Genomic DNA, 23,289 nt, shown 5'->3' with positions numbered 1-23,289 from the left:
AAACGGCACGGGAAATTCCCGTAACGCCGTCAGCAAAGCCGCGGCACTCGCGCCGCGGCAATCCACAACTGTTTGAGCCCCGGCGGCACGTGCCAGCTCGGCGACCCTCGGGCTTGGAACAAACAACGGCAACTGCGCGATCCTCGGCCAGGCATCGCCGGCCATCTGCCGCAGGTGCTCGAAACCCTGTCCACTGCTGACCACCAGCCCGTTCAAGCGTTCCGCTTCGATCCGCCGTGGCAGCTCGTTTGGCGGGTAGACTGGCAGATCGCGGCGATACAACTCCAGATACTCGACACTAGCACCAAGCGCGCGCAGGCGCTCGGCGAGCAGTTCACGACCGCCCTCGCCGCGCAGGATCATCACCTGCGCACCAGACTGGTCGAGCGCCTCGCGCAGACGCGGCAATTGCAGCAAGGCTTCACTGTCATCGCCGTCAACCGGAAAGCTCACATCGAGACCGTGTTCGCGAAGAATGCCTGCGGTCGCCGCGCCGACGCTGAACCACGGCATGCTCAATGGCGGCGCGCCTTCAGACTTGAGCAAGTCCACCGCGATCCGCGCCGCCGGTTTGCTGACCACGATCACTGCGCTGCAAGCGGGCAATCGCGAAATCGCTTGGCGAATAGTGTCAGAGACCGGCAGCGGAACAATGTCCAAAAGCGGCAGACAACTGCTGAAAATCCCGTGCCCGGCCAGCTGTTCGGCCAGCGCCGCGCAGTCGTCTGCCGGGCGCGTCAGCAGCAGACGCCAGGCTGTCACTCGTGACCCGCCTCGCCGTAGACAGCTTTGAGAATGTCGTCAGCGCCTTGCTTGAGCAAGTCTTCAGCGACCTGCACACCCAAGGTTTCCGCGTCGGCACGCGGCGCCCGGGCTTGGGCACTGAGAAGCTTGCCACCGCTCGGCTCACCGACCAGACCGCGCAACCACAACTGCTCGCCTTCAAGCACGGCGTAGCAGGCGATCGGCACTTGGCAGCCGCCGTTCAAATGTTTGTTGAGGGCGCGTTCCGCATTCACCCGCGAAGCGGTATCGGCGTGATGCAAAGGCGCGAGCAAGGCGTGGATTTCGTGGTCGGCGCTGCGGCATTCGATGCCGACCGCGCCCTGGCCACCGGCCGGCAGGCTGTCATCGACACTGATCGCCGATGTGATGCGCTCTTCGAAACCCAGGCGGATCAGGCCGGCAGCGGCGAGGATGATCGCGTCGTACTCGCCGGCGTCGAGCTTGGCCAGACGGGTGTTGACGTTGCCACGCAGGAACCGGATCTGCAGATCCGGGCGACGCGCCAGCAATTGCGTCTGCCGACGCAGGCTCGAGGTGCCGACGATGGCACCGGCAGGCAGCCCTTCAAGACTGGCGTAGGTGTTGGAGACGAAAGCATCGCGCGGGTCTTCACGCTCGCAGATGCAAAACAGACCCAAGCCTTGCGGGAAGTCCATCGGCACGTCTTTCATCGAATGCACGGCGATATCAGCTTCGTTTTCCAGCAGCGCGGTTTCCAGTTCCTTGACGAACAGGCCCTTGCCGCCGATCTTCGACAGTGGCGAGTCGAGCAGCTTGTCACCGCGACTGACCATGGGCACCAGCGTCACCAGCAGGCCCGGGTGGGCCGCCTCGAGACGGGCTTTGACGTATTCGGCCTGCCAGAGGGCCAGCGCACTTTTACGGGTGGCGATGCGGATTTCGCGAGGGGACATGGAACAATCCGTACTGAATAGATACGGCGGATAATAACAGCTCAGTCAATTTCACTTTGACCTGAATCAGAACCGGCGCGGCCTCCCTGGCCTGCCATGCCGGGTAAAAGAACTCGAAAGGCCCGGCGAAGACCGGGTCACAGCCCCTGCATCATCTTGCGCACACCGGCAACATGCCGACGGCTGACAATCAGCGCATCGCCATTGAGGCCTTTGAGGAACAACTGGAAATGTCCCAGTGGGGTGCGTTGCAAGCGCTCGATGCGGTCGCGAGCGACCAGCGCGTTGCGGTGGATACGCACAAAGCGTTCGCCGAATTCGTCTTCAAGGGCTTTGAGGGGTTCGTCGAGCAGCACCTCGCCGGCTTCGTGACGCAGGGTCACGTATTTGTGGTCGGCGATGAAGTAGACCACCTGATCCAGCGGAATCAGCTCGATGCCTTTACGGGTCCGTGCGCTGATGTGGCTGCGTGGGCCGTTGCCACTTTCGGCAGCGGGACGGGTCAGGGCCGAGAGTTGCGCCCGGTTGGGACGTTCAGCCCGCTTCAGGGCTTCATTCAAGTGTTCGGTTCGCACAGGTTTCACCACATAGCCCACGGCGCTGGCCTGCAGGGCTTCCACGGCAAATTCATCGGGACTGGTGCAAAACACCACGGCCGGCGGCGTCTCTCGTTCGCACAGTCGGGCAGCAACCTGCAGGCCATCGAGGCCCGGCATGCGGATATCGAGCAGCACGATATCCGGCTTGTGGCTGTCGATCAGCGCTAACGCCTCCTCGCCATTCGTGGCACTGGGCTCCAGGACTGTGTAACCCTCGAGCTCGCTCACCATACGGCTTAGGCGCTCGCGAGCCAGGGGTTCGTCATCAACGATCAGGACATTCATATTGCGCTGGATTCCTGCGTGAGTCTCGCACAAGGATAGCGTAGACAGGTGTAGTGACCTCCGTCACCGCGATCCACGCTAAGACTAGCCCGAGCGCCAAAAAGTGCCGTACGTCGGCCAGCAATATTTGCCAGCGTCCGGGTCGAACGGCTCAGAGCCCAGTGTTTCCTGCGTTTCTCGCGGTGGGTGACCGTTGTACAACTCACCCGCCCCCTCTTCTTATAGCCAGTGGCCGGACCTTTGCATGATCCGCATTCGCACCGACCCTTATGTCCACTGTAGACGTTCGTCGGAACGATATTGCTCAATCAAAAAATATCCTTTTGTAAATTCCTTGCAGACCGCGCCGGACATGCCTGACACATCCGCGAAAAAACGTATCGACCGGTGTCAGCGACAGGATTGGCAACCCTGTTATTATCCGCGCCAGCGTTTCACGCCATTTCTTCAAGCCGATACGAGCGAATTCATGAGCACTGACAAGACCAATCAGTCCTGGGGCGGCCGCTTCAGTGAACCCGTCGACGCCTTCGTCGCCCGCTTCACCGCCTCCGTCACTTTCGACCAGCGCCTGTATCGCCACGACATCATGGGCTCAATTGCCCACGCCACCATGCTGGCCAAGGTCGGCGTGCTGACCGATGCCGAGCGCGACAGCATCATCGATGGCCTGAAGACCATTCAGGGCGAAATCGAGGCCGGCCAGTTCGACTGGCGCGTCGACCTCGAAGACGTGCACATGAACATCGAAGCACGCCTGACCGACCGCATCGGCGTCACCGGTAAAAAGCTCCACACTGGGCGCAGCCGCAACGACCAGGTCGCCACCGATATCCGCCTGTGGCTGCGCGATGAAATCGACCTGATCCTCGCCGAGATCACCCGCCTGCAAAAAGGCCTGCTGGAGCAAGCCGAGCGTGAGGCCGCAAGCATCATGCCGGGCTTCACCCACTTGCAGACCGCGCAGCCGGTAACTTTCGGGCACCACATGCTGGCCTGGTTCGAAATGCTCAGCCGCGACTACGAGCGTCTGGTCGACTGCCGCAAGCGCACCAACCGCATGCCATTGGGCAGCGCCGCACTGGCCGGCACCACCTACCCGATCGACCGCGAATACACCGCGCAACTGCTCGGCTTCGACGCCGTCGGCGGCAACTCGCTGGACAACGTCTCCGATCGTGACTTCGCCATCGAATTCTGCTCGGCCGCAAGCATCGCGATGATGCACCTGTCGCGCTTCTCCGAAGAGCTGGTGCTGTGGACCAGCGCGCAGTTCCAGTTCATCGATCTGCCGGATCGTTTCTGCACTGGCAGCTCGATCATGCCGCAGAAGAAAAACCCTGACGTGCCCGAACTGGTACGCGGCAAGACCGGCCGCGTCTTCGGCGCGCTGATGGGCCTGCTGACCCTGATGAAGGGCCAGCCGCTGGCCTACAACAAGGACAATCAGGAAGACAAGGAGCCGCTGTTCGACGCCGCCGACACCCTGCGCGATTCGCTGCGCGCGTTTGCCGACATGATCCCGGCGATCAAGCCGAAACACGCGATCATGCGTGAAGCGGCACTGCGCGGTTTCTCCACTGCGACTGACCTGGCGGATTATCTGGTGCGCCGTGGCCTGCCGTTCCGTGATTGCCATGAAATCGTTGGCCACGCGGTGAAATACGGCGTGGACACGGGCAAGGATCTGGCCGAGATGAGCCTCGAAGAACTGCGTCAGTTCAGCGATCAGATCGAGCAGGACGTGTTTGCCGTGCTGACCCTGGAAGGCTCGGTGAATGCCCGCGACCATATCGGCGGGACTGCGCCGGCGCAGGTCAGGGCTGCGGTGGCGCGCGGTCAGGCCCTGCTGGCCAGCCGCTAGAAGCATCGCGGGCAAGCCCGCTCCCACAGGGTTCTTTGTGGAACACAATTTTGCGTTCGACCCATAGCCCTGTGGGAGCTGGCTTGCCAGCGATGACTGACTTCAGAGCGCTACAAAATTCACTTCTTGGCAGCAATCATCGCCAAAAACGCCGGCATCGCCGCGTCTTTATCCGCCGCAATCTTCTGCACGTGCGGATTCTGCTCTAACCGCTCCAGCAGCGCCTTCGCCTGCGGCATCTCGGCCAGCAGATCAATCCCGAACAGCTTCTGCCCGACCGCACAGGCCAGCGGCACGCTGTAGAGGAAATACAAATCGGCAATGCTCAGGCTGTCACCCGCCACATACGGGGCGAACTGGCCGTGGCGGCCGAGTGCCGCGAAGCCCAGCAGCAGCTCCGTCCGGGTCTTCTCTTTGATCGCCTCCGGCAACGTCATACCGAAAAACGCCTCGCCATAGCAGGCACGCCCCGGCAACTCGATGTACAACTCGATCTCCTTCGCAATCGCCAATACCTGCGCGCGCTCGAACGGATCGCTGGGCAGGAGCGGCGTGCCCTTTTGTGATTGTTCGAGGTATTCGAGAATGATCGCGGTTTCGTTGATATAACCGGCGTCGACGCCCAGCACCGGGACCTTGCCGCGCGGGCTGATCGCCAGTGACTCCGGGGTTTGCGCCGGGTAGAACGTCACCTCTTCGAAGGGCAGGCCTTTTTCCAGCAGCGCCAGTTTGACCATGTTGTAGTAGTTGCTGACAGCAAATCCGTAGAGCTTGAACATCACAGAGCCTCCAGGCCGTGCGGGGTGGGCAGTGCCTGTTTATAGATCGCCGCGACGTTTCCCGCCAGCAGCATCACGCCGCTGAATGCGGGTAAACTGGCGCCTTTCACTGAGGAGCCTGCCATGAGCGAGCCGACAGATATCGTCAACGATGACGACGAAGAAGCATTCACCGAAGCGACGCTGATCGAAGCCATCGAGAACCAGATCGAAAGCGACACCCCCAGCGGCCAAGGCGACATTGAACAAGCTGACTCTGGTCGGTATGGAGCGCGAAGAGATCCTCAACCTCATGGCTCACGTGCTTGCCTATGAGATTGACGCGATGCTCGATGAAGACCGCGCGTTCAACACCGAATGGTATGAAGCGGCCTTGCGCGCATTGCCAGAGCTGCCACCGGAAAAGCTCTAAAATCAAAAGATCGCAGCCTTCGGCAGCTCCTGCACCAATCTCCTGTAGGAGCTGCCGAAGGCTGCGATCTTTTATGCGGACTACACTGGAATTCGCCTCAAGACAAAATCCCCTGATCCGAGCACTGGACATGCTGCACCAGCGGGTTCACCTTAGAGGCGCTGTCGTCCAATTCCTAGAAAGTCTGGAGTCCTTATGTCGCTTACCCCTGAGTTGGTTGCCGAACTGGAAGTCCTTGCACTCTTCAACCTGGACAGTTCCCAGGAAGGTCTGAAAATTCATCAGACCGCTGCCCCGAAACACATAGCCGCCGCCAAACGCCTCTTCGAAAAAGAACTCACCGACCAGCCCGATGGCGGTTATCTGACCAGCCTCGGCCGCGATGCCGCGCAAAACGTGCAGACCGTACTGACGATTCTGAGAGAGCAGGAAACCGCCTGACTTTTTCCGACTTTGCCCACGGAAACTCCTGCCACGGGATTTCCGCGGGCCAGCCTGATCACTGCCGATGAAAATCTGACGTCAAAAAACAAATTCAGCTTAAACCTCCTGCTGCGCAGAGGCTAAACTGCGGCCATTCCGAGACCCTCTACGTCCGAGCCTGCAAGCCGGTTTGAGCTGACATGACGCGCACCCACGAAATCCGCCCCGACCTGGACGAAGGCATCGACCGCAAGGTACTCAGCCAGCTGCGCGCCCGTTTTCTCAAACTCAATGAAGGCCGCCTCGGCCGCGCCCTCGAAGGTTTGTCGACGCGCCAGCAAAGCGTGCTGACGCTGTTGCCGCTGTTCTTTCACGTCAATCATCCGTTGCTGCCCGGCTATGTCTCGGGCAGTACGCCGGCCGGTCTCTCGAATTATGAGCCGGACGCCAATGCGCTGACCGAGGCGCAGCGCCTGACCCGCTCGTTTTCTTACAAACCGCGCCATGGCAGCAACCCGCCGCGACCGATTCACGGTTTGTTCCTGATGGGCAGCCTCGGCACGCTGGCACAGGCCGATCAGAGCGACATGGATGTGTGGGTCTGCCATGCCCCAGATCTGAGCGAAAGCGAACTCGCCGAGCTACGCAAGAAATGCCAGTTGCTGGAAACCTGGGCCGCGAGCCAGGGTGCCGAGGCGCATTTCTTCCTGATCGACCCGGCGCGCTTCGTCAAAGGCGAACGTGATGCTCAGCTCAGTTCGGAAAACTGCGGCAGCACCCAGCACTATCTGCTGCTCGACGAGTTTTATCGCACGGCGATCTGGCTGGCCGGGCGCACGCCGATCTGGTGGCTGGTGCCAGTCTATGAAGAAACAGCCTACGACGCTTACACCCACACCCTGCTGTCCAAACGCTTTATTCGCGCCGACGAAACCCTCGATCTCGGGCCGATGGCGACCATTCCGCCCGGGGAATTCATCGGTGCCGGGTTGTGGCAGTTGTTCAAAGGCATCGAATCGCCCTACAAGTCTGTGCTCAAACTGCTGCTGACCGAGGTGTACGCCAGTGAACACCCGCACGTGCAGTGCCTGAGTCTGCGCTTCAAGAAAGCCGTATTCGCCAATCAGCTCGATCTCGATGAGCTTGACCCATACATGGTCGTGTACCGGCGTATCGAGGAATACCTGATCGCCCGCAACGAACCGGAACGTCTTGAGCTGGTGCGCCGTGCGCTGTATCTGAAGGTCAACCGCAAGCTCACCGGCAACAGCCGCAGCCAGGGTTGGCAACGCGCACTGCTCGAACGCCTGGCCGGCGAGTGGCACTGGGATCAGCGGCAACTGGCGCTGCTCGACAGCCGCAGTCAGTGGAAAGTCCGCCAGGTCAGCGCCGAGCGCCGCGCGCTGGTCAACGAACTCAACTACAGCTATCGCTTCCTGACCCAGTTCGCCCGCAGCGAACAGACTGTCAGCCTGATCAACAAGCGCGACCTCAATGTGCTCGGCCGTCGACTCTACGCGGCATTCGAGCGCAAGGCCGACAAGGTCGAGTTCATCAATCCGGGCATCGCCCCGGACCTGGCCGAAGACACCCTGACCCTGGTGCAGTCGCCGAACAAAAAGGAGCCGGGGCAGACCCAGTGGGGTTTGTACAACGGCAGCCTGACGGCGCTGGAGTGGGAACACTTCGCGCCGATCAAGCGCAGTCGCGAGCTACTTGAACTGCTGACCTGGTGCCACCGCAACGGCGTGATCGACAGCAGCACCCGCCTGGCCCTGCATCCGGGCACCAGCGACTTGAGCGAGTTCGAGCTGTTCAACCTGCTCGGCAGCCTGCAGCAGTGCATCGCCCTGCCCTTGTCCACCGTCGCCGAAGAGCCCTTGCTGCGCGCCGCCGTGCCCAGCGAAGTGCTGCTGCTGATCAACGTCGGCGTCGATCCGCTCAAGCATCACCGTGATCTGAACATTTTGATGACCACCGAACGCACCGACTCGCTGAGCTATGCCGGCGTGCGCGAGAATCTGGTGCTGACCCTCGATCAGGTCACGCTCAACAGCTGGAACGAAGTGCTGGTCAATCGTTTCGACGGCGCGCATGCGCTGCTCGACTGCCTGCGCGATTACCTCAACAACCTGCCGCGCGGCCCTGTGCAGCCGTCGCTGAAAGTGCGCTGCTTCTGCCACAACCGCGCGCAATTCATTGCCCGCCGCGTCGAAGAAATCGTCGACACCGCGCAGACCCTGTTGCTCAGCGAGCTGAATCACCGCTACCTGATTCAGGTGCAGCAGCACTATCACGTGCTGGAGCTGGTGCCGGGTCAGGTCAACCATGTCGCCCTCGCCACCCTGCCGGCGTTGCTCGATTATCTGGGCGAAGAACAACCGCGCTACAGCCCGCTGCACCTCGACCCGATGGCGCTGGAAGATCACGATCTGGCGCTGATCCTGCCGATGGGTCAGCCGGAGTGCATTCAGGTGTTCTATCGCATCAGCGAACAGCAGGCCGAGCTGTACGTGCTGGATGAATTCAATGCGCTGTGGCAACAGCAGCTGCCGTACCACGACGAGCAGAGTCTGCTGGTGCCGCTGCAACGTTTTCTGCAATCGATCCAGTACCGCCGGGAAGCGCAATTGCCGATGGACGGTGGCCCTGCGGGCAGCCCCGAGACTTTGTATTACCAGCTGTTGCCGTCAGGCCCGGGACGCTCGCGCAGGGTCGAAACCCGCCCGGCACCGCAGACGCCGGTGAACAAACCGTTCTACGACGTGCAGGCGATCATCGGCAAAGCCGCACCCGGCGAAGTGCAGGTCACCCTGTATTGCAATCAGCGGGAATTCAGCGAGCTGGAGCATGGCGACCAGTTGTTCCGCGTGGTCGCCCGGGAGATCGTCGAGCAGCGCCGCGAGACCGAGCGTTATCGCTGCTACATCACCGACCTCGACCTGTCGGGTCTGCTCGGTGACGGGCACAGTTCAAGCAATCTGTATCTGCGCTACAAGGCGGACCTGGAGCGCTCGTTGAATGAAGCGCTCGAACAGGTTTGAAGCGGGGATTTATTCGGGAAAGGCGCCGCCGTTGACCGGTTGCGATTCCACTTCCAGCAAGGTCAGTTTCAGCGACTTGCCGCCCGGCGCCGGCCAATCGATATGCTGACCGACCTTCAGGCCCAGCAGCGCACTGCCGACCGGCGCGAGAATGGAAATCTTGCCTTCATCGGCGTTGGCGTCCTTGGGATAGACCAGCGTCAGGTGGTAGTCCTTGCCACTGCCTTCTTCGCGGCAATGCACGCGGGAATTCATGGTCACGACATCGGCGGGCACTTCATCGTGGCCGACCACGGTATCGGCGCGGTCCAGCTCGGTTTGCAGCGCAATCACGCCCGGCGCAGCCTGGTCTTTGTCGCTCAGGCTGTCGATCAGGCGCTCCAGACGTTGCACGTCCAGACGGGTAAGGGTGATGGAAGGTGCGGTCATGATCCAGGCAGACTCCTTTCTTCTGCACAAAAAAGCAAAACCCCGCCAAAAAAGACGGGGTTTTCACCGTGCCTCGGTGGTTTGAGGCGTTCGCGGACACTATCACAGCTCAAAAAATATACAAGTCACGCCCTTTTTTGCCTGGGTGAAACCCTTGTGGCGAGGGGATTTATCCCCGTTCGGCTGCGCAGCAGCCGTATAGATTTTGGGGCCGCTACGCGACCCAACGGGGATAAATCCCCTCGCCACGGTATCAACAGGCTTGGGATTTTCGTGCGGTAGCCTGCTGGCAAATCACCCGGCGCCGCTGATCATCCGCCGAGCGCCACTCGCGAATGTCCTCGACGTGGCGCGCACAGCCGAGACAGACTTTCTGCTCGTCCAGTCGACACACACCCGTGCAGGGCGAAGGCACCGCCGGGCTGACGTTGCTGTAGAGCGGTTTCGGCGGGCGAACAGGCGCGGCATCCGTCACGAATCACAGACCTTCGAAATCGAATTCGGCGCCAGCCTGCTGCTTTACGAGGCGCTGAAGCATTTCGCCCAATTGCTCTTCGCTCTTGTCGCACATCCAGCGCTCGCTTTCTTCGTCGTAGTCGAAGTGGAAACCACCGGACACGGCCGCCAGCCACAGCTGACGCAACGGCTCCTGGCGGCTGAAGATCAGCTGCGAGCCATTTTCGAACTTGACGGTCAAGACACCTGCCGAGCTCTCCAGGTCGATATCCAGGTCGCTGTCATCAAAGATATCTTCCAGCGTCTGCTGGGTAGCATCGACCAGATCGTGGAAACGGGCTTCGGACAAACTCATTGCGGCAACCTCAAAAATGTCTGATCAGGCTCAAGCGCCGAAAGATACGGACGCTGCCGGCCGATTGCAAAGATTAACGACCAAGCACCTGTCGGCCCATCCAGCACCGCCCCCGTGGGAGCGAGCCTGCTTGCGAAAGCGGTGTGTCAGGCAACGAGCCTGTTGAATTTGCCGACGCCTTCGCGAGCAGGCTCGCTCCCACAGGGATGATGCGCATCACAGGAGCCCCGCCCGACGGGAACCCCTCGCATAGGCAAGCTGCCGGGTGGCCGGTATACTCCGGCGCAATTAACGCATTTTCAAGGATTTCGCCATGAAGCGCCTGATCTCTTCCCTTGCTGCGCTCGTCGCGGTTGCCTGCCTCGTTTCGGCCTGTGGTCAAAAAGGCCCGCTGTACCTGCCGGATGACGATCAGGACCCGGCCGAACAAGCCCAGTCTTCGCAGAAGCAGCCATCCAAGGCTCATAAGCACGACGTTTACTAAGGGATCGCCATGGACGCTTTTAACTACCGTGGCGGGGAGCTGTTCGCGGAAGGTGTGGCGCTGTCCGCCATCGCCGACCGCTTCGGTACGCCCACCTATGTCTACTCGCGCGCGCACATCGAAGCGCAGTATCTGGCCTACGCCGATGCGCTGGCCGGCATGCCGCATCTGGTCTGCTTCGCGGTCAAAGCCAACTCCAACCTCGGTGTGCTGAATGTCTTGGCCCGTCTCGGCGCCGGTTTCGACATCGTTTCCCGAGGCGAGCTGGAACGTGTACTGGCCGCAGGTGGCAGCGCCGACAAGATCGTTTTCTCCGGCGTCGGCAAGACCCGTGACGACATGCGCCGCGCCCTCGAAGTCGGCGTGCACTGCTTCAACGTCGAGTCCACCGATGAGCTTGAGCGCCTGCAAGTAGTCGCCGCCGAGCTGGGTGTTCGCGCCCCGGTTTCGCTGCGCGTGAACCCGGACGTCGATGCCGGCACCCACCCGTACATTTCCACCGGTCTCAAAGAGAACAAGTTCGGCATCGCCATTGCCGATGCCGAAGACGTGTACGTGCGCGCCGCGCATCTGCCGAACCTGGAAGTGGTCGGTGTTGACTGCCATATCGGTTCGCAACTGACCACCCTGCCGCCGTTCATTGATGCACTCGATCGCCTGCTGGATCTGGTCGACCGCCTCGGCGATTGCGGCATTCACCTGCGCCACATCGATCTCGGTGGTGGTTTGGGCGTGCGTTACCGCGATGAGGAGCCGCCGCTGGCTGCCGACTACATCAAAGCCGTGCGCGAACGTCTCGACGGGCGTGATCTGGCGCTGGTGTTCGAGCCGGGCCGCTTCATCGTTGCCAATGGCGGCGTGCTGCTGACGCAGGTCGAATACCTCAAGCACACCGAGCACAAGGATTTCGCCATCGTCGACGCGGCGATGAACGACCTGATCCGTCCGGCGCTGTATCAGGCGTGGATGGACGTCACCGCGGTGAAACCGCGCGACAGCGCTGCACGCAAGTACGACATCGTCGGCCCGATCTGCGAAACCGGCGACTTCCTCGCCAAGGACCGCGAGCTGGCGCTGGAAGAAGGCGATCTGCTGGCCGTGCATTCGGCTGGCGCCTACGGTTTTGTGATGAGCTCCAACTACAACACTCGCGGCCGTGCCGCTGAAGTGCTGGTGGATGGTGATCAGGTTTTTGAAGTGCGTCGCCGCGAAACCGTGGCCGAGCTGTTTGCCGGCGAAAGCCTGCTGCCGGAGTAACCCATGCTGCTGCGTTTTACCAAAATGCACGGCCTGGGCAACGACTTCATGGTCCTCGACCTGGTCAGCCAGCACGCGCACATTCAGCCCAAACACGCCAAGCAATGGGGCGACCGCCACACCGGTATCGGTTTCGACCAATTGCTGATCGTCGAAGCGCCGAGCAACCCGGATGTGGATTTCCGCTACCGGATCTTCAACTCCGACGGCTCGGAAGTGGAGCAATGCGGCAACGGTGCGCGCTGCTTCGCCCGCTTCGTGCTCGACAAGCGTCTGACTGCGAAACGGCAGATCCGCGTCGAGACCAAGGGCGGCATCATCGAACTGGACGTGCGTAACGACGGCCAGATCGGCGTGAACATGGGCGCGCCGCGCCTGGTGCCGGCGGACATTCCATTTCAGGCACCAGCGCAGACCAGCAGCTATCAGCTGGAAGTCGATGGCACCACGGTCGAACTGGCCGCCGTGTCGATGGGCAATCCCCATGCGGTCATTCGCGTGGACGACATCAACAGCGCACCGGTGCATGAACTGGGGCCGAAGATCGAACACCACCCGCGCTTTCCGGCGCGGGTCAATGTCGGCTTCCTTCAGGTCATTGATCGCCATCGCGCGCAACTGCGTGTGTGGGAACGCGGCGCCGGGGAAACCCAGGCCTGCGGCACCGGCGCCTGTGCGGCGGCGGTGGCGGCCATCAGTCAGGGGTGGATGGATTCGCCGCTGTTGATCGACCTGCCCGGCGGGCGTCTGTCCATCGAGTGGGCCGGCCCGGGCGAACCGGTATTGATGACCGGTCCGGCAGTGCGTGTATACGAAGGACAAGTGCGTCTTTGAGCGAGCAGAAATCATGACCGACAAGCCACAGGTACCCGCCCGACCAGCCGACGAATCAGCGTCCGAGAGCCTCGAGGCAGCCGCAGTTGCCGCCTACCTGGAGGCTCATCCGGACTTCTTCGTCGAGCACGAAGAGCTGCTGCCCTCGTTGCGCATTCCGCACCGACGCGGCGACACCGTGTCGCTGGTCGAGCGGCAGATGACCATCCTGCGCGACCGCAATATCGAGATGCGCCATCGCCTTTCGCATCTGATGGACGTGGCTCGTGACAACGATCGCCTGTTTGAAAAAACCCGCCGCCTGATTCTCGCGCTGATGGATGCATCGACCCTGGAAGACGTGGTCATCAGCGTTGAGGACAGCCTGCGTCAGGATTTCCAGGTGCCTTTCGTCAGCCTTATCCTGCTCGGCGACAACCCCGCACCGGTCGGCCGCTGGGTGACTCACGCCGACGCGCAAACCGCGATCGGCGGCCTGCTCACCGAAGGCAAAAGCGTCAGCGGCAGCCTCCGTGAACATGAGCTGGATTTCCTCTTCGGCGAAGAACAGCGCCAGCAGATCGGCTCGACCGCCGTGGTTGCCATCAGCCATCAGGGCATTCACGGTATTCTGGCCATCGCCAGCCGCGACCCGCAGCATTACAAGAGTTCGGTCGGCACCCTGTTCCTGAGCTACATCGCCGAGGTCATGGGCCGTGTGCTGCCACGAGTCAACAGCTCGCTGCGCTCGGTACGCTGACCATGGAACGACAACTGGACGCTTACTGCGAACATCTGCGCAGTGAGCGACAGGTGTCGCCGCACACCCTGTCGGCTTATCGCCGCGACCTCGATAAAGTCCTTGGCTGGTGCATCAAGCAGAACATCGGCAGCTGGGCCGCGCTGGATATCCAGCGCCTGCGCAGCCTGATTGCCCGGTTGCATGCGCAAGGCCAGTCCTCGCGCAGCCTCGCCCGCCTGCTCTCGGCGGTGCGCGGGCTCTATCACTACTTGAATCGCGAAGGCCTGTGCGACCACGACCCGGCCACTGGCCTGGCCCCACCGAAAGGCGAACGACGCCTGCCGAAAACCCTTGATACCGATCGCGCATTGCAGCTGCTGGAAGGTGCGGTCGAGGACGATTTTCTCGCCCGGCGCGATCAGGCGATTCTGGAGCTTTTCTATTCCTCTGGCCTGCGCCTGTCCGAGCTGACCGGGCTCAATCTCGATCAACTCGATCTCGCCGACGGCATGGTTCAGGTGCTCGGCAAGGGCAGCAAGACCCGGCTGCTGCCAGTCGGCGCCAAGGCCCGCGAAGCCCTCGAACACTGGTTGCCGCTACGCGCAATGACCAACCCGGCAGACGATGCCGTATTTGTCAGCCAGCAGGGCCGACGCCTTGGCCCGCGCGCGATTCAGGTGCGGGTCAAACTGGCTGGCGAGCGCGAACTGGGGCAGAACCTGCACCCGCACATGCTCCGGCACTCCTTCGCCAGCCATTTGCTCGAGTCCTCGCAGGATCTGCGCGCGGTGCAGGAATTGCTCGGCCACTCCGATATCAAAACCACACAGATCTATACCCACCTCGACTTCCAGCATCTGGCGGCGGTCTACGACAGCGCCCATCCCCGGGCAAAACGCATGAAAGGCGATGATTCATGAGCATTCAGTTGATCACCTTCGACCTCGACGACACCCTGTGGGACACCGCTCCGGTGATCGCCAGCGCCGAAACCGTGTTGCGCGAATGGCTGAGCGAGCATGCGTCGAACCTGGGCGCGGTGCCGGTGGAGCATTTATGGTCGATTCGCGAGCGTGTGCTGGCGGGCGAACCGGGACTCAAGCACCGCATCAGCGCGCTGCGTCGACGCGTGCTGTTCCATGCGCTGGAAGAAGCCGGATATGCCCACGGCGAGGCGTCGGATCTGGCTGACAAGGCTTTTGAAGTGTTCCTGCATGCGCGGCATCAGATCGAAGTGTTCCCGGAGGTCGAGCCGCTGCTGGAGCTGCTCGCCAATCATTACGCCCTCGGCGTGGTCACCAACGGCAATGCCGACGTGCGCCGGCTGGGGCTGGCGGATTACTTCAAGTTCGCCTTGTGCGCCGAAGACATCGGCATCGCCAAACCGGATGCACGGCTGTTTCATGAAGCGTTGCAGCGCGGTGGTGTAAGCCCCGCAGCGGCGGTGCATGTCGGCGATCATCCTGGCGATGACATCGCCGGGGCGCAGCAGGCGGGGTTGCGCGCGGTGTGGTTCAACCCGACAGGCAAGGTCTGGGAGGCGGAGCGCTTGCCGGATGCGGAAATTCGCAGCCTGACCGAATTGCCCGCCGTGCTCTCGCGCTGGAATGAGCAACACAGACCCTGAATTAACTTCATTCCCTGTGGGAGCTGGCTTGCCAGCGAAGAGGCCAGAACATTCAACATCAATGTTGTCTCACAGGCAGCTATCGCTGGCAAGCCAGCTCCCACAGGGTCTGCATTGCCTTCACAACCTTTATTTCAGGCATAAAAAAGCCCGCAGCGACGGCGGGCTTTTTCAGCAAGCGAGCGACGCGCCTCAGATAGGGCGGCTGCCGTACTTGTTATCCGGCTTCTTGGGCGGATCGGCGACCACGTTGGCCTCCACTTCCTGCACCTTGCCGCCGCGCGCAAGGAATTCTTCCATGGCCTTGGCCAGGGCGTCACGCTCCTTGTTCTTGGCTTCGATGCTCGGCAACTCGTCGACCGAGACCGCAGCCTTGGCTTTGCCTTTGGCAGCCGGGGCCGGCGTGTCGTCACCGCCATCGTCTTCGGTAACGTCTTCCGCTGCCGCTTCCAGGCCTTCCTCGGCCTCGTCTTCGTCGCCTACTTCGAGGTCGTCGTTTTCCAGATCATCGTCGCTCATGTTCTACCTCATGACTTGCCAAAAGCAGATTAGTTATAGACCAGCTTTGGCGGCTGTCGAAGCCGCCGTTGAAAAATCTTCTGCCGCTGCCCGGCAGCGGCTCATGCCTGTTCACCGTGCAAGGTGGCGAGGACTTTACGGGCACCGCCATGATCACGGTGCTCGCCCAGATAAATCCCTTGCCAGGTACCCAGTGCCAGCCGCCCTGCCGCAACCGGCAGACTGACCTGGCAACCGAGCACGCTGGCCTTGAAGTGCGCCGGGAGATCATCCGGGCCTTCGTCGTTGTGCTCGTAGCCGTCTGTTCCTTGTGGGATCAGACGATTGAAAAATCGTTCGAAGTCGCGACGAACTGCCGGATCGGCGTTCTCGTTGATGGTCAACGATGCCGACGTGTGCTGCAGCCACAAATGCAACAGACCGACCCGACAGGCCTTGAGTTCAGGCAAGCCTGCGAGCAACTCGTCCGTCACCAGATGAAAGCCCCGGGGCCTTGCCCGCAGGGTTATCAGAGTCTGTTGCCACATACAGTTCTCCGCTCGTTCGGGGCGCATTCTAGCGTGCTCTGAAAAAAAACAAAGGCCCTAATATTCCTGCAGCGATGTAAGCGATTGCCCGCAGAAAAAGCCTCGTCGTAAAGACGACCAAAGCCGTAAGAAAAATCCTTTCAGCCGCACCTTGAATGACAAATCCCGGACAAAAAAATGCCCGGCGAACCGGGCAATTTTTTATCGCGCGTACTTACAGGTTGTAGCCGCGTTCGTTGTGTTGTGCCAGATCGAGGCCGACCGACTCTTCTTCCTCGGTTACGCGCAGACCCATGACGGCGTCCAGCACCTTGAGGATGATGAAAGTCACGATCGCGGTGTAGATCACCGTGAAGCCGACGCCTTTGATCTGAATCCAGACCTGCGCGCCGATGTCAGTCACGGTGCCGAAGCCGCCCAGTGCCGGTGCGGCAAACACACCAGTGAGGATCGCGCCGAGGATACCGCCGATACCGTGCACGCCGAAGGCATCCAGGGAGTCGTCATAGCCGAGTTTGCGTTTCAGGGTGGTGGCGCAGAAGAAGCACACCACGCCTGCGGCCAGACCGATCACCAGTGCACCCATCGGGCCTACAGTGCCAGCGGCCGGAGTGATCGCGACCAGACCGGCGACCACGCCCGAAGCAATCCCCAGTGCGCTTGGCTTGCCGTGGGTGACCCACTCGGCAAACATCCAGCCCAGTGCCGCAGCGGCGGTGGCGATCTGAGTAACCAGCATGGCCATACCGGCAGTGCCGTTGGCGGCAGCAGCGGAACCAGCGTTGAAGCCGAACCAGCCAACCCACAGCATCGCCGCGCCCATCAGGGTGTAGCCGAGGTTATGCGGAGCCATCGGTGTGGTCGGGAAGCCTTTGCGCTTGCCCAGTACCAGGCACGCGACCAGGCCGGCGATACCGGCGTTGATGTGCACCACGGTGCCGCCAGCAAAGTCGAGCACGCCCCAGTCCCACATCAGGCCGCCGTTACCGGACCAGACCATGTGCGCGATCGGTGCATAAACCAGAGTGAACCAGATGCCCATGAAAATCAGCATCGCGGAGAACTTCATGCGCTCGGCGAACGCACCGACGATCAGCGCCGGGGTGATGATCGCGAAGGTCATCTGGAAGGTGATGAACACCGCTTCAGGGAACAGCGCCGCCGGGCCGGTGATACTCGAAGGCGTGACACCAGCGAGGAACGCCTTGCCCATGCCGCCGAAGAACGAATTGAAGTTGACGACGCCCTGTTCCATGCCGGTGGTGTCGAAGGCAATGCTGTAGCCATAAATGACCCACAGGATGCTGATCAGGCCGGTAATGGCGAAGCACTGCATCAGCACGGAAAGAATGTTTTTCGAGCGAACCATACCGCCGTAGAACAGCGCCAGGCCGGGGATGGTCATGAACAGCACGAGCGCTGTCGAGGTGAGCATCCAGGCGGTGTCGCCGGAATTGAGGACTGGCGCTGCCACTTCGTCTGCCGCCATGGCGATGCCGGGCATTACGATGGACAACAGGGCGCCTAGCCCTGCGAATTTACGCAGAGTCATATTGTTTTCTCCTGGGGCGTTGGGTTTGTGGCGGCGCTTAGATCGCGTCGGTATCGGTTTCGCCGGTACGGATGCGGATCGCCTGTTCCAGATTGACCACGAAGATCTTGCCGTCACCGATCTTGCCGGTGTTGGCCGCTTTGGTTATCGCCTCGATAACCCGATCCAGATCCTTGTCGTCGATGGCCACGTCGATTTTCACCTTGGGCAGAAAATCGACCACATATTCCGCGCCGCGATACAGCTCGGTGTGACCCTTCTGCCGGCCGAAGCCTTTGACTTCAGTGACGGTAATGCCCTGCACGCCGATTTCGGACAGCGACTCGCGCACGTCGTCCAACTTGAACGGCTTGATGATGGCAGTGACTAGCTTCATGAAACTCTCTCCCGAATTGGTGGACTTGCCCCAGGAAAACAAACCCGTCTCAAGTCTAAGCGCAGTGCCTGGCTTTGTAACGCATCGTTGACGCCAGCTAACCGCATCAGACGAAACTCCCCGCTTCGTCTGCCGCACTGCATTCGTCACAGCGACTGCATCAGTGCATGGGTCGAGGGTGACTAAGCAGAAACCTTGCCAGCTCGGCAAAAACCCTGCATTTCAATCTCTTGGCCCCTGTTGCACGCGCTCGGGCAGAAAAGCTTTTGCCGATACGCACAACAACGGTGCGCCACCGTCCGTCCCCCTGCGCGAAAAGCGTGCATCCGTGCAACGGGATTGACTATAGACACTGCGTGATACACTGCCGGCCATTGTTTCCAGGACATTTCCCATGCTCGCGCCCAAAGACTTCCTCGACGCCCTGAGCGGCACCGCCTCCCGCCTCTTCAACGGCGACACCCCGCTGCCGAAAGCCGAAATCGAAAGCCAGTTCAAAATGCTGCTGCAAAGTGCCTTCAGCAAACTTGATCTGGTCAGTCGGGAAGAGTTCGATAGTCAGATGGTAGTGCTGGCGCGTACTCGCGCCCGCCTCGAAAGCCTCGAAGCCAAGGTTGCCGAGATGGAAGCGAAGCTGACACCGCCCGCTGAATAATTCGCGTCCCCTGTAGGAGCTGCCGAAGGCTGCGATCTTTTGATCTTCAGCCCTTGAACCATCCCCGCAACGTCCTACAACCTTAATGACCGCCGTCCGATTGCGCCAAAAAGCCCAGGTTTCTAAGCTCATCTGATGCTGAATGTTCAGCAGAGGGTTGGGCGACCCGGGCAGGGCCATGGTGGAAAGGGCTTCGCGGATGCTGCAATCGCTATGAGCCCGCATGCCGGAGCTGGGCTCTGCGCAAATCGTAAGTCGATTGGAGATTCATCCAGAACTCAGGCGTAGTGTTGAGCTGAATGGCGAGGCTGATTGCCAGATCGGCGCAGATCCTGAGCTGGCATTTCACAAGCTTTTCGATCTCACTTTCGGGCCAGTTGGTGGGCATGGCCAGTTCCATGACGGCCATGCCCAACGGCTCCATGAATTACTTATTCAGAACCTCGCCCGGATGAATCGGGCGCATACCATTGCGGTCCATTTTTCGCCTCCAGAGGCTGCGTTGAGTGGCCAAAGTGGAACATCCGACTCCCGGTACAAGACCTTCACACCCCTTTCGCCAGCGTCCTACAAATATTAGGGCATGGCCCTACAAACATCAGCGTCTGCGCCTGATTCCGTGAGCTCTTCGCTGTGATTAGGCTGGTGGCTTTCGCCTGCGCTGGTCGATCCTATTCGTCGAGTTCCAGGCGATACACATTGATCGCCAGACACTCTGGTTCTGGATCCCTCTTGTCTGATTTGCTCAAGCTCAAAGAAAACACGCTGGTTCAGCATCCAGATGGTGGTTACATCTTTGGCACGATCCCCGATATGCCAAAATTCGGCTTGCCAGGCGGGAAGATTTATCTGCGGGTAGGTATTCACCGTCGAGCGAATAGTGGTTTTGGCGTAGTGCACATTTGGGAAGCCCATAGTGCCGATTTGCTCAAGCATGGTTGCCAGACTGCCGATGGGGTAGCAGCGATTGTTGCGAAAATGATCGTCCCGGGGGCGCAAATCTATTGTGAGTTCAAAGAACAACGATGTGGAAACAGGGTCGCGGTACTGAGGACATCTATGGGAACACTGATTCTTGAACCGCGACACGAGCGCGCCACAGGATTTGGTTACTTCGTGGTGACTTGGTACCCGCAAAAACGTGCACATGGCACGTTAGTGGGGCAGATACCACGAGCACCACCAAATCAGAAATAAAAAAAGGCGTCCGATGGACGCCTTTTAAGTATTTTTTGAGGAGTAGTCGCAGCGATTCTTTAGCTCCTGGCTTTACGGCCTTGGGTTCAGAATCCGACAGGCTAGCCCGTCGTCACTACTTCAGAGAAACCAGCTTTCTCTGCTGCCAAAAATGCGGGGGAGCTTTTGCTGGTGCCCAGTCCCGACGAATGCGCAGTTGCAGTCCTCGAATGGGATGATCCTTCAATGCCGTGCGAGAGTCAACGCTCTAATTCAGGCAAGCAGTGACAGCCCATCGGGTCTGGATACGTCTTGTAAACCTCTATTTCAGCACCGAAACCCGGCTCAACTACCCTTCAAAAACCCGCATGAAGCGGCTCCCCGATTCAGCTCAAGGAACGACCATGTCCCTCTCCATTGTCCACAGTCGCGCCCAGATTGGCGTGGAAGCCCCCGCTGTTACCGTCGAAGTCCATCTGGCCAACGGTCTGCCGTCGCTGACCATGGTCGGCCTGCCTGAAGCGGCGGTGAAGGAGAGCAAGGATCGCGTACGCAGCGCGATCATCAATTCCGGACTGCAATTTCCGGCGCGGCGGATCACCTTGAATCTGGCGCCGGCGGATCTGCCCAAGGATGGCGGACGCTTCGATCTGGCGATTGCCTTGGGGATTTTGTCGGCCAGTGTGCAGGTGCCCTGCCTGACCCTGGACGAGGTGGAATGTCTGGGTGAGTTGGCGCTGTCGGGTGCCGTGCGGCCGGTGCGTGGTGTGCTGCCGGCGGCACTGGCGGCGCGCAAGGCCGGGCGGGCGCTGGTGGTGCCTCGAGCGAATGCAGAAGAGGCGTGCCTGGCATCCGGGCTCAAGGTGTTTGCGGTCGATCATTTGCTGGAAGCGGTGGCGCATTTCAATGGGCACACGCCGGTCGAGCCTTACGTTTCCGATGGTTTGATGCACGCTGCCAAGCCCTATCCCGACCTCAACGAAGTGCAGGGTCAAACAGCCGCAAAGCGCGCACTGCTGATTGCCGCAGCGGGAGCTCACAATTTGTTGTTCAGCGGGCCACCGGGAACCGGCAAGACGCTGCTGGCCAGTCGTCTGCCGGGTTTGCTGCCGCCGCTTTCCGAATGCGAGGCGCTGGAAGTGGCAGCGATTCAATCGGTCGCCAGCGGGGTGCCTCTGACTCACTGGCCGCAACGCCCCTTCCGCCAACCACACCATTCGGCTTCAGGGCCGGCATTGGTCGGTGGCAGCTCGAAACCGCAACCCGGCGAGATCACCCTCGCCCACCACGGCGTGCTGTTTCTCGATGAGTTGCCGGAGTTTGATCGCAAGGTGTTGGAAGTTTTACGCGAGCCTTTGGAGTCGGGACATATCGTCATCGCGCGGGCCAAGGATCGCGTACGTTTCCCCGCGCGATTTCAATTGGTTGCCGCGATGAATCCGTGCCCCTGTGGATATCTTGGCGAACCCAGCGGCAAATGCTCGTGCACACCGGATATGGTCCAACGCTATCGCAACAAGTTGTCAGGGCCGCTGCTGGATCGTATCGATCTGCACCTGACCGTGGCGCGGGAGGCAACCGCGTTGAATCCGGCAGCCAAGCCCGGCGAAAACAGCGCCAGCGCTGCGGCTTTGGTGGCCGAGGCTCGCGAACGACAGCAGAAGCGTCAGGGCTGTGCCAATGCGTTTCTCGATCTGCCGGGATTGAAGCGGCACTGCAAGTTATCCACAGCCGATGAGACATGGCTGGAATCAGCCTGTGAACGGCTGACGCTTTCGCTGCGCTCGGCCCATCGCCTGCTCAAGGTCGCCCGCACTCTGGCAGACCTCGAGCAAGTCGATGCAATCAAGCGCGAACACTTGGCCGAGGCACTGCAATACCGGCCGGCGACACCTTAATGCTCGGTCAGATCAACCAGCGGTGCTTGGCGCACTTCAGTATCGCGCCCGGCCTGAATTTCAGTCACGCGCTTGAGGGCCTTGTCCACCGCCCCTTTGTCGGCCAGCAGGCTGTAGCTGATCTGGAACTGCTTGTGCTGTTTTGGGGCGATGGTCGGCACCAGATTCAACGGCCGCTGATAGCGACGGTTATAGGAAAAACTCGTCCCAGGCTCCAGCCCGGTGACGTAGCCCTGCCCTTGGGTGTCGGTGTTTTTCCACAGCGAAAACACTGGCAACTGCTGGGTATTGAAGCCAACCGCAACGCCGAGGCTACCGGCCTTGTTGTGCAGCACGGTCAGGGTGTCACCCTTGGCGTCCGCATACGGCACGACGTTGTAGACAGTTTCGTCGTAGTCCTTGGTTGGCGCGCGATACGTCTGCCAGTCGGCCAGATCACCCTTGGCCTTGTCGTTGAACGGCGACACCTGCTTCACCGGCGCAGCGAATTTTGCCCCTTGCTCAAGAAACGGCGTGCTGAAGTTGCTGTGATACAGCGCCTGATATTCCTTCGCATAGTCGCCGTTGTTGGTCAGGGTGTCGTTAAGGGCGAAGCTTGCGCTGCCCGGTTCGGTGACAAGTTCGGTCGCTACCGAGAAATCGACTTTCTTGAATGCCTGCTCTTTCAGCTCGCCACGCAGCGTGATGGCATACGGCGGCTTCTCGTCGATGTGCAAAGTGACGGTGCTGGCCGGGATGTTGGCGGCGCGACCGTGCAGGGTCAGCAGTTCGCCGTTGTCCATGCCGGGATGGCCAACCCACTCGTAACCGCAACGGGTGACCAGCTCATTGAAGCCTTCCAGCCAGCCCAGACCACCGCGACCGTTGAGTTCGATGAACGCTGGGTTGACCACGTCCTTGACCGGCGAATCCCAGCCCATGCGCACGTCGCCCACCGAGGCCTGCAACACGTTCATGCCACGGGTCGGCACCACCGAGAGTTTCATCGTGCCGTTATCGATGTCGACGATGCTGACGCCCTCCTGACGACCGCCATGCAGAGTACGCAAGGTCACGGAAAACGGTTTGGCGGTTTTTACACCGAGTTGCTCACTGGTGATCGTCCGTTTTTTTGCCGGAGTGTTGGCGTCGAGCAGGACATAGTCCCAAGCCATGGCATGAGAAGCGGCAGAGAATGCGCCGAGGGCGACGAGGAGTTTGAGCGGGGTCATGGCAGCAGCCTTTATTGGAGTTGTGCCATTTTTATAGCGCTGCGGAAACGTTTCAGCAAGTGCAAAGAAGCGGTGGGAGAAAAGCATTCGCGAGCAGGCTCGCTCC

25 protein-coding genes and 3 pseudogenes are annotated in these 23,289 nt (G+C 60.6%); 13 read left to right on the top strand and 15 right to left on the bottom strand.

All coding sequences use genetic code 11. The features are described from left to right. Positions 1-15 precede the first annotated feature (15 nt). The 4 genes and pseudogenes from ACZZ0K_RS25075 to ACZZ0K_RS25060 form a co-directional block, all read right to left on the bottom strand. Positions 16-762 (bottom strand): annotated as a pseudogene (locus ACZZ0K_RS25075) (uroporphyrinogen-III synthase); the annotation flags it as partial. Then, on the bottom strand, positions 759-1,700 hold the full coding sequence (gene hemC / locus ACZZ0K_RS25070; protein ID WP_252882855.1) for a hydroxymethylbilane synthase: 942 nt from the start codon (positions 1,698-1,700) through the stop codon (positions 759-761). The pseudogene ACZZ0K_RS25075 and the gene hemC, both read right to left, overlap by 4 nt. Before the next feature lie 137 nt (positions 1,701-1,837). After that, a complete protein-coding gene (locus ACZZ0K_RS25065; RefSeq protein ID WP_016772598.1) occupies positions 1,838-2,584 on the bottom strand; it encodes a LytR/AlgR family response regulator transcription factor in 747 nt (248 codons plus the stop codon). Then, positions 2,581-2,736: pseudogene (locus ACZZ0K_RS25060) on the bottom strand (sensor histidine kinase); the annotation flags it as partial. The gene ACZZ0K_RS25065 and the pseudogene ACZZ0K_RS25060, both read right to left, overlap by 4 nt. Positions 2,737-3,053: 317 nt before the next feature. Here ACZZ0K_RS25060 and argH point away from each other — a divergent pair. Then, complete coding sequence (gene argH, locus ACZZ0K_RS25055) at positions 3,054-4,448, top strand: argininosuccinate lyase (RefSeq protein ID WP_056791653.1); 1,395 nt, start codon at positions 3,054-3,056, stop codon at positions 4,446-4,448. Positions 4,449-4,567: 119 nt separating this feature from the next. On the opposite strand, the gene ACZZ0K_RS25050 is transcribed toward argH, so the two are convergent. Together ACZZ0K_RS25050 and ACZZ0K_RS25045 are read right to left on the bottom strand one after the other, a co-directional pair. Next, positions 4,568-5,227 (bottom strand): glutathione S-transferase family protein, encoded by a 660-nt coding sequence (locus ACZZ0K_RS25050; RefSeq protein ID WP_056791651.1) that lies wholly within the window; start codon positions 5,225-5,227, stop codon positions 4,568-4,570. Then, complete coding sequence (locus ACZZ0K_RS25045) at positions 5,227-5,424, bottom strand: hypothetical protein (RefSeq protein ID WP_463559822.1); 198 nt, start codon at positions 5,422-5,424, stop codon at positions 5,227-5,229. The genes ACZZ0K_RS25050 and ACZZ0K_RS25045 overlap by 1 nt, the downstream gene beginning before the upstream one ends. On the opposite strand from ACZZ0K_RS25045, the pseudogene ACZZ0K_RS25040 reads away from it, so the two are divergent. The 3 genes and pseudogenes from ACZZ0K_RS25040 to ACZZ0K_RS25030 all read left to right on the top strand — a co-directional run bounded on the left by ACZZ0K_RS25040 (position 5,351) and on the right by ACZZ0K_RS25030 (position 9,106). Then, positions 5,351-5,639, top strand: a pseudogene (locus ACZZ0K_RS25040) (hypothetical protein). The gene ACZZ0K_RS25045 and the pseudogene ACZZ0K_RS25040 sit on opposite strands and share 74 nt — an antisense overlap. Positions 5,640-5,834: 195 nt before the next feature. Continuing rightward, positions 5,835-6,080, top strand: coding sequence for a TIGR02647 family protein (locus ACZZ0K_RS25035; RefSeq protein ID WP_003229392.1), 246 nt, complete (start codon positions 5,835-5,837; stop codon positions 6,078-6,080). A gap of 182 nt (positions 6,081-6,262) precedes the next feature. Beyond that, positions 6,263-9,106 (top strand): class I adenylate cyclase, encoded by a 2,844-nt coding sequence (locus tag ACZZ0K_RS25030; RefSeq protein ID WP_258707335.1) that lies wholly within the window; start codon positions 6,263-6,265, stop codon positions 9,104-9,106. 9 nt (positions 9,107-9,115) lie between these two features. Here the strand turns inward: ACZZ0K_RS25030 and rnk are convergent, their stop codons facing one another. From rnk to cyaY, 3 genes are all read right to left on the bottom strand, one after another. Beyond that, positions 9,116-9,535: a nucleoside diphosphate kinase regulator gene (gene rnk, locus ACZZ0K_RS25025; protein WP_024014769.1), complete on the bottom strand. Its 420-nt coding sequence runs from the start codon at positions 9,533-9,535 to the stop codon at positions 9,116-9,118. A 253-nt stretch (positions 9,536-9,788) separates the two neighbouring features. Continuing rightward, positions 9,789-10,010 carry a DUF1289 domain-containing protein gene (locus ACZZ0K_RS25020; RefSeq protein WP_076564524.1) on the bottom strand — a complete coding sequence of 74 codons (222 nt, stop codon included), beginning with the start codon at positions 10,008-10,010 and terminating at the stop codon, positions 9,789-9,791. Positions 10,011-10,013: 3 nt separating this feature from the next. Beyond that, the gene (gene cyaY, locus ACZZ0K_RS25015; RefSeq protein ID WP_056791639.1) at positions 10,014-10,346 is read right to left on the bottom strand and encodes an iron donor protein CyaY; all 333 of its coding nucleotides are present in this window, start codon (positions 10,344-10,346) and stop codon (positions 10,014-10,016) included. Positions 10,347-10,659: 313 nt separating this feature from the next. Here cyaY and lptM point away from each other — a divergent pair, with 313 nt between their 5' ends. From lptM to ACZZ0K_RS24985, 6 genes are read left to right on the top strand one after another with little or no spacing between them, the layout of a single operon-like run. Beyond that, positions 10,660-10,830, top strand: a complete 171-nt coding sequence (lptM, locus tag ACZZ0K_RS25010) for an LPS translocon maturation chaperone LptM (protein ID WP_016772589.1) — start codon at positions 10,660-10,662, stop codon at positions 10,828-10,830. A 9-nt stretch (positions 10,831-10,839) separates the two neighbouring features. Further along, positions 10,840-12,087, top strand: coding sequence for a diaminopimelate decarboxylase (gene lysA, locus ACZZ0K_RS25005; RefSeq protein ID WP_056791636.1), 1,248 nt, complete (start codon positions 10,840-10,842; stop codon positions 12,085-12,087). A gap of 3 nt (positions 12,088-12,090) precedes the next feature. Then, positions 12,091-12,921, top strand: a complete 831-nt coding sequence (dapF, locus tag ACZZ0K_RS25000) for a diaminopimelate epimerase (protein ID WP_258707336.1) — start codon at positions 12,091-12,093, stop codon at positions 12,919-12,921. A gap of 13 nt (positions 12,922-12,934) precedes the next feature. Further along, positions 12,935-13,660, top strand: coding sequence for a DUF484 family protein (locus ACZZ0K_RS24995; RefSeq protein ID WP_041476935.1), 726 nt, complete (start codon positions 12,935-12,937; stop codon positions 13,658-13,660). 2 nt (positions 13,661-13,662) lie between these two features. Further along, the gene (gene xerC / locus ACZZ0K_RS24990; RefSeq protein WP_095181255.1) at positions 13,663-14,562 is read left to right on the top strand and encodes a tyrosine recombinase XerC; all 900 of its coding nucleotides are present in this window, start codon (positions 13,663-13,665) and stop codon (positions 14,560-14,562) included. Then, positions 14,559-15,269 (top strand): HAD family hydrolase, encoded by a 711-nt coding sequence (locus ACZZ0K_RS24985; RefSeq protein WP_252882858.1) that lies wholly within the window; start codon positions 14,559-14,561, stop codon positions 15,267-15,269. The genes xerC and ACZZ0K_RS24985 overlap by 4 nt, the downstream gene beginning before the upstream one ends. A 192-nt stretch (positions 15,270-15,461) precedes the next feature. Here ACZZ0K_RS24985 and sutA read toward each other — a convergent pair whose 3' ends face one another. The 4 genes from sutA to glnK form a co-directional block, all read right to left on the bottom strand. Beyond that, positions 15,462-15,788 (bottom strand): transcriptional regulator SutA, encoded by a 327-nt coding sequence (gene sutA, locus ACZZ0K_RS24980; RefSeq protein WP_056791627.1) that lies wholly within the window; start codon positions 15,786-15,788, stop codon positions 15,462-15,464. A 101-nt stretch (positions 15,789-15,889) separates the two neighbouring features. Then, positions 15,890-16,315, bottom strand: a complete 426-nt coding sequence (locus ACZZ0K_RS24975) for a secondary thiamine-phosphate synthase enzyme YjbQ (RefSeq protein ID WP_110644492.1) — start codon at positions 16,313-16,315, stop codon at positions 15,890-15,892. A gap of 214 nt (positions 16,316-16,529) precedes the next feature. Further along, positions 16,530-17,867: an ammonium transporter gene (locus ACZZ0K_RS24970; protein WP_041476939.1), complete on the bottom strand. Its 1,338-nt coding sequence runs from the start codon at positions 17,865-17,867 to the stop codon at positions 16,530-16,532. A gap of 37 nt (positions 17,868-17,904) precedes the next feature. After that, a complete protein-coding gene (gene glnK / locus ACZZ0K_RS24965; RefSeq protein WP_002555808.1) occupies positions 17,905-18,243 on the bottom strand; it encodes a P-II family nitrogen regulator in 339 nt (112 codons plus the stop codon). A gap of 394 nt (positions 18,244-18,637) precedes the next feature. On the opposite strand from glnK, the gene ACZZ0K_RS24960 reads away from it, so the two are divergent. Then, positions 18,638-18,898, top strand: coding sequence for an accessory factor UbiK family protein (locus ACZZ0K_RS24960; protein WP_008086041.1), 261 nt, complete (start codon positions 18,638-18,640; stop codon positions 18,896-18,898). Between the two features lie 211 nt (positions 18,899-19,109). On the opposite strand, the gene ACZZ0K_RS24955 is transcribed toward ACZZ0K_RS24960, so the two are convergent. Next, positions 19,110-19,322: a HigA family addiction module antitoxin gene (locus tag ACZZ0K_RS24955; RefSeq protein ID WP_258707337.1), complete on the bottom strand. Its 213-nt coding sequence runs from the start codon at positions 19,320-19,322 to the stop codon at positions 19,110-19,112. 308 nt (positions 19,323-19,630) lie between these two features. On the opposite strand from ACZZ0K_RS24955, the gene ACZZ0K_RS24950 reads away from it, so the two are divergent. Both ACZZ0K_RS24950 and ACZZ0K_RS24945 read left to right on the top strand, forming a co-directional pair. Next, a complete protein-coding gene (locus ACZZ0K_RS24950) occupies positions 19,631-20,095 on the top strand; it encodes a hypothetical protein (protein WP_082530345.1) in 465 nt (154 codons plus the stop codon). Between the two features lie 383 nt (positions 20,096-20,478). Further along, positions 20,479-21,972, top strand: a complete 1,494-nt coding sequence (locus ACZZ0K_RS24945) for a YifB family Mg chelatase-like AAA ATPase (RefSeq protein ID WP_095181251.1) — start codon at positions 20,479-20,481, stop codon at positions 21,970-21,972. Here the strand turns inward: ACZZ0K_RS24945 and ACZZ0K_RS24940 are convergent. Continuing rightward, entirely contained in the window at positions 21,969-23,183 is a 1,215-nt protein-coding gene (locus ACZZ0K_RS24940; protein WP_463559572.1) for an aldose 1-epimerase family protein, read from the bottom strand. The two genes, ACZZ0K_RS24945 and ACZZ0K_RS24940, sit on opposite strands and share 4 nt — an antisense overlap. Positions 23,184-23,289: the final 106 nt, after the last annotated feature.

Source organism: Pseudomonas sp. AC255, assembly GCF_979258175.1.
The sequence above is the reverse complement of the archived record's forward strand: the minus strand, read 5'-3'. Positions and strand labels throughout refer to the sequence as shown.

What these genes read in the sequence shown, in the direction of transcription:
- hemC (WP_252882855.1), bottom strand. Translation starts at nt 1,700, where the DNA reads ATGTCCCCTCGCGAAATCCGCATCGCCACCCGTAAAAGTGCGCTGGCC.
- ACZZ0K_RS25065 (WP_016772598.1), bottom strand. Translation starts at nt 2,584, where the DNA reads ATGAATGTCCTGATCGTTGATGACGAACCCCTGGCTCGCGAGCGCCTA.
- argH (WP_056791653.1), top strand. Translation starts at nt 3,054, where the DNA reads ATGAGCACTGACAAGACCAATCAGTCCTGGGGCGGCCGCTTCAGTGAA.
- ACZZ0K_RS25050 (WP_056791651.1), bottom strand. Translation starts at nt 5,227, where the DNA reads ATGTTCAAGCTCTACGGATTTGCTGTCAGCAACTACTACAACATGGTC.
- ACZZ0K_RS25045 (WP_463559822.1), bottom strand. Translation starts at nt 5,424, where the DNA reads ATGGCTTCGATCAGCGTCGCTTCGGTGAATGCTTCTTCGTCGTCATCG.
- ACZZ0K_RS25035 (WP_003229392.1), top strand. Translation starts at nt 5,835, where the DNA reads ATGTCGCTTACCCCTGAGTTGGTTGCCGAACTGGAAGTCCTTGCACTC.
- ACZZ0K_RS25030 (WP_258707335.1), top strand. Translation starts at nt 6,263, where the DNA reads ATGACGCGCACCCACGAAATCCGCCCCGACCTGGACGAAGGCATCGAC.
- rnk (WP_024014769.1), bottom strand. Translation starts at nt 9,535, where the DNA reads ATGACCGCACCTTCCATCACCCTTACCCGTCTGGACGTGCAACGTCTG.
- cyaY (WP_056791639.1), bottom strand. Translation starts at nt 10,346, where the DNA reads ATGAGTTTGTCCGAAGCCCGTTTCCACGATCTGGTCGATGCTACCCAG.
- lptM (WP_016772589.1), top strand. Translation starts at nt 10,660, where the DNA reads ATGAAGCGCCTGATCTCTTCCCTTGCTGCGCTCGTCGCGGTTGCCTGC.
- lysA (WP_056791636.1), top strand. Translation starts at nt 10,840, where the DNA reads ATGGACGCTTTTAACTACCGTGGCGGGGAGCTGTTCGCGGAAGGTGTG.
- dapF (WP_258707336.1), top strand. Translation starts at nt 12,091, where the DNA reads ATGCTGCTGCGTTTTACCAAAATGCACGGCCTGGGCAACGACTTCATG.
- ACZZ0K_RS24995 (WP_041476935.1), top strand. Translation starts at nt 12,935, where the DNA reads ATGACCGACAAGCCACAGGTACCCGCCCGACCAGCCGACGAATCAGCG.
- xerC (WP_095181255.1), top strand. Translation starts at nt 13,663, where the DNA reads ATGGAACGACAACTGGACGCTTACTGCGAACATCTGCGCAGTGAGCGA.
- ACZZ0K_RS24985 (WP_252882858.1), top strand. Translation starts at nt 14,559, where the DNA reads ATGAGCATTCAGTTGATCACCTTCGACCTCGACGACACCCTGTGGGAC.
- sutA (WP_056791627.1), bottom strand. Translation starts at nt 15,788, where the DNA reads ATGAGCGACGATGATCTGGAAAACGACGACCTCGAAGTAGGCGACGAA.
- ACZZ0K_RS24975 (WP_110644492.1), bottom strand. Translation starts at nt 16,315, where the DNA reads ATGTGGCAACAGACTCTGATAACCCTGCGGGCAAGGCCCCGGGGCTTT.
- ACZZ0K_RS24970 (WP_041476939.1), bottom strand. Translation starts at nt 17,867, where the DNA reads ATGACTCTGCGTAAATTCGCAGGGCTAGGCGCCCTGTTGTCCATCGTA.
- glnK (WP_002555808.1), bottom strand. Translation starts at nt 18,243, where the DNA reads ATGAAGCTAGTCACTGCCATCATCAAGCCGTTCAAGTTGGACGACGTG.
- ACZZ0K_RS24960 (WP_008086041.1), top strand. Translation starts at nt 18,638, where the DNA reads ATGCTCGCGCCCAAAGACTTCCTCGACGCCCTGAGCGGCACCGCCTCC.
- ACZZ0K_RS24955 (WP_258707337.1), bottom strand. Translation starts at nt 19,322, where the DNA reads ATGGAGCCGTTGGGCATGGCCGTCATGGAACTGGCCATGCCCACCAAC.
- ACZZ0K_RS24945 (WP_095181251.1), top strand. Translation starts at nt 20,479, where the DNA reads ATGTCCCTCTCCATTGTCCACAGTCGCGCCCAGATTGGCGTGGAAGCC.
- ACZZ0K_RS24940 (WP_463559572.1), bottom strand. Translation starts at nt 23,183, where the DNA reads ATGACCCCGCTCAAACTCCTCGTCGCCCTCGGCGCATTCTCTGCCGCT.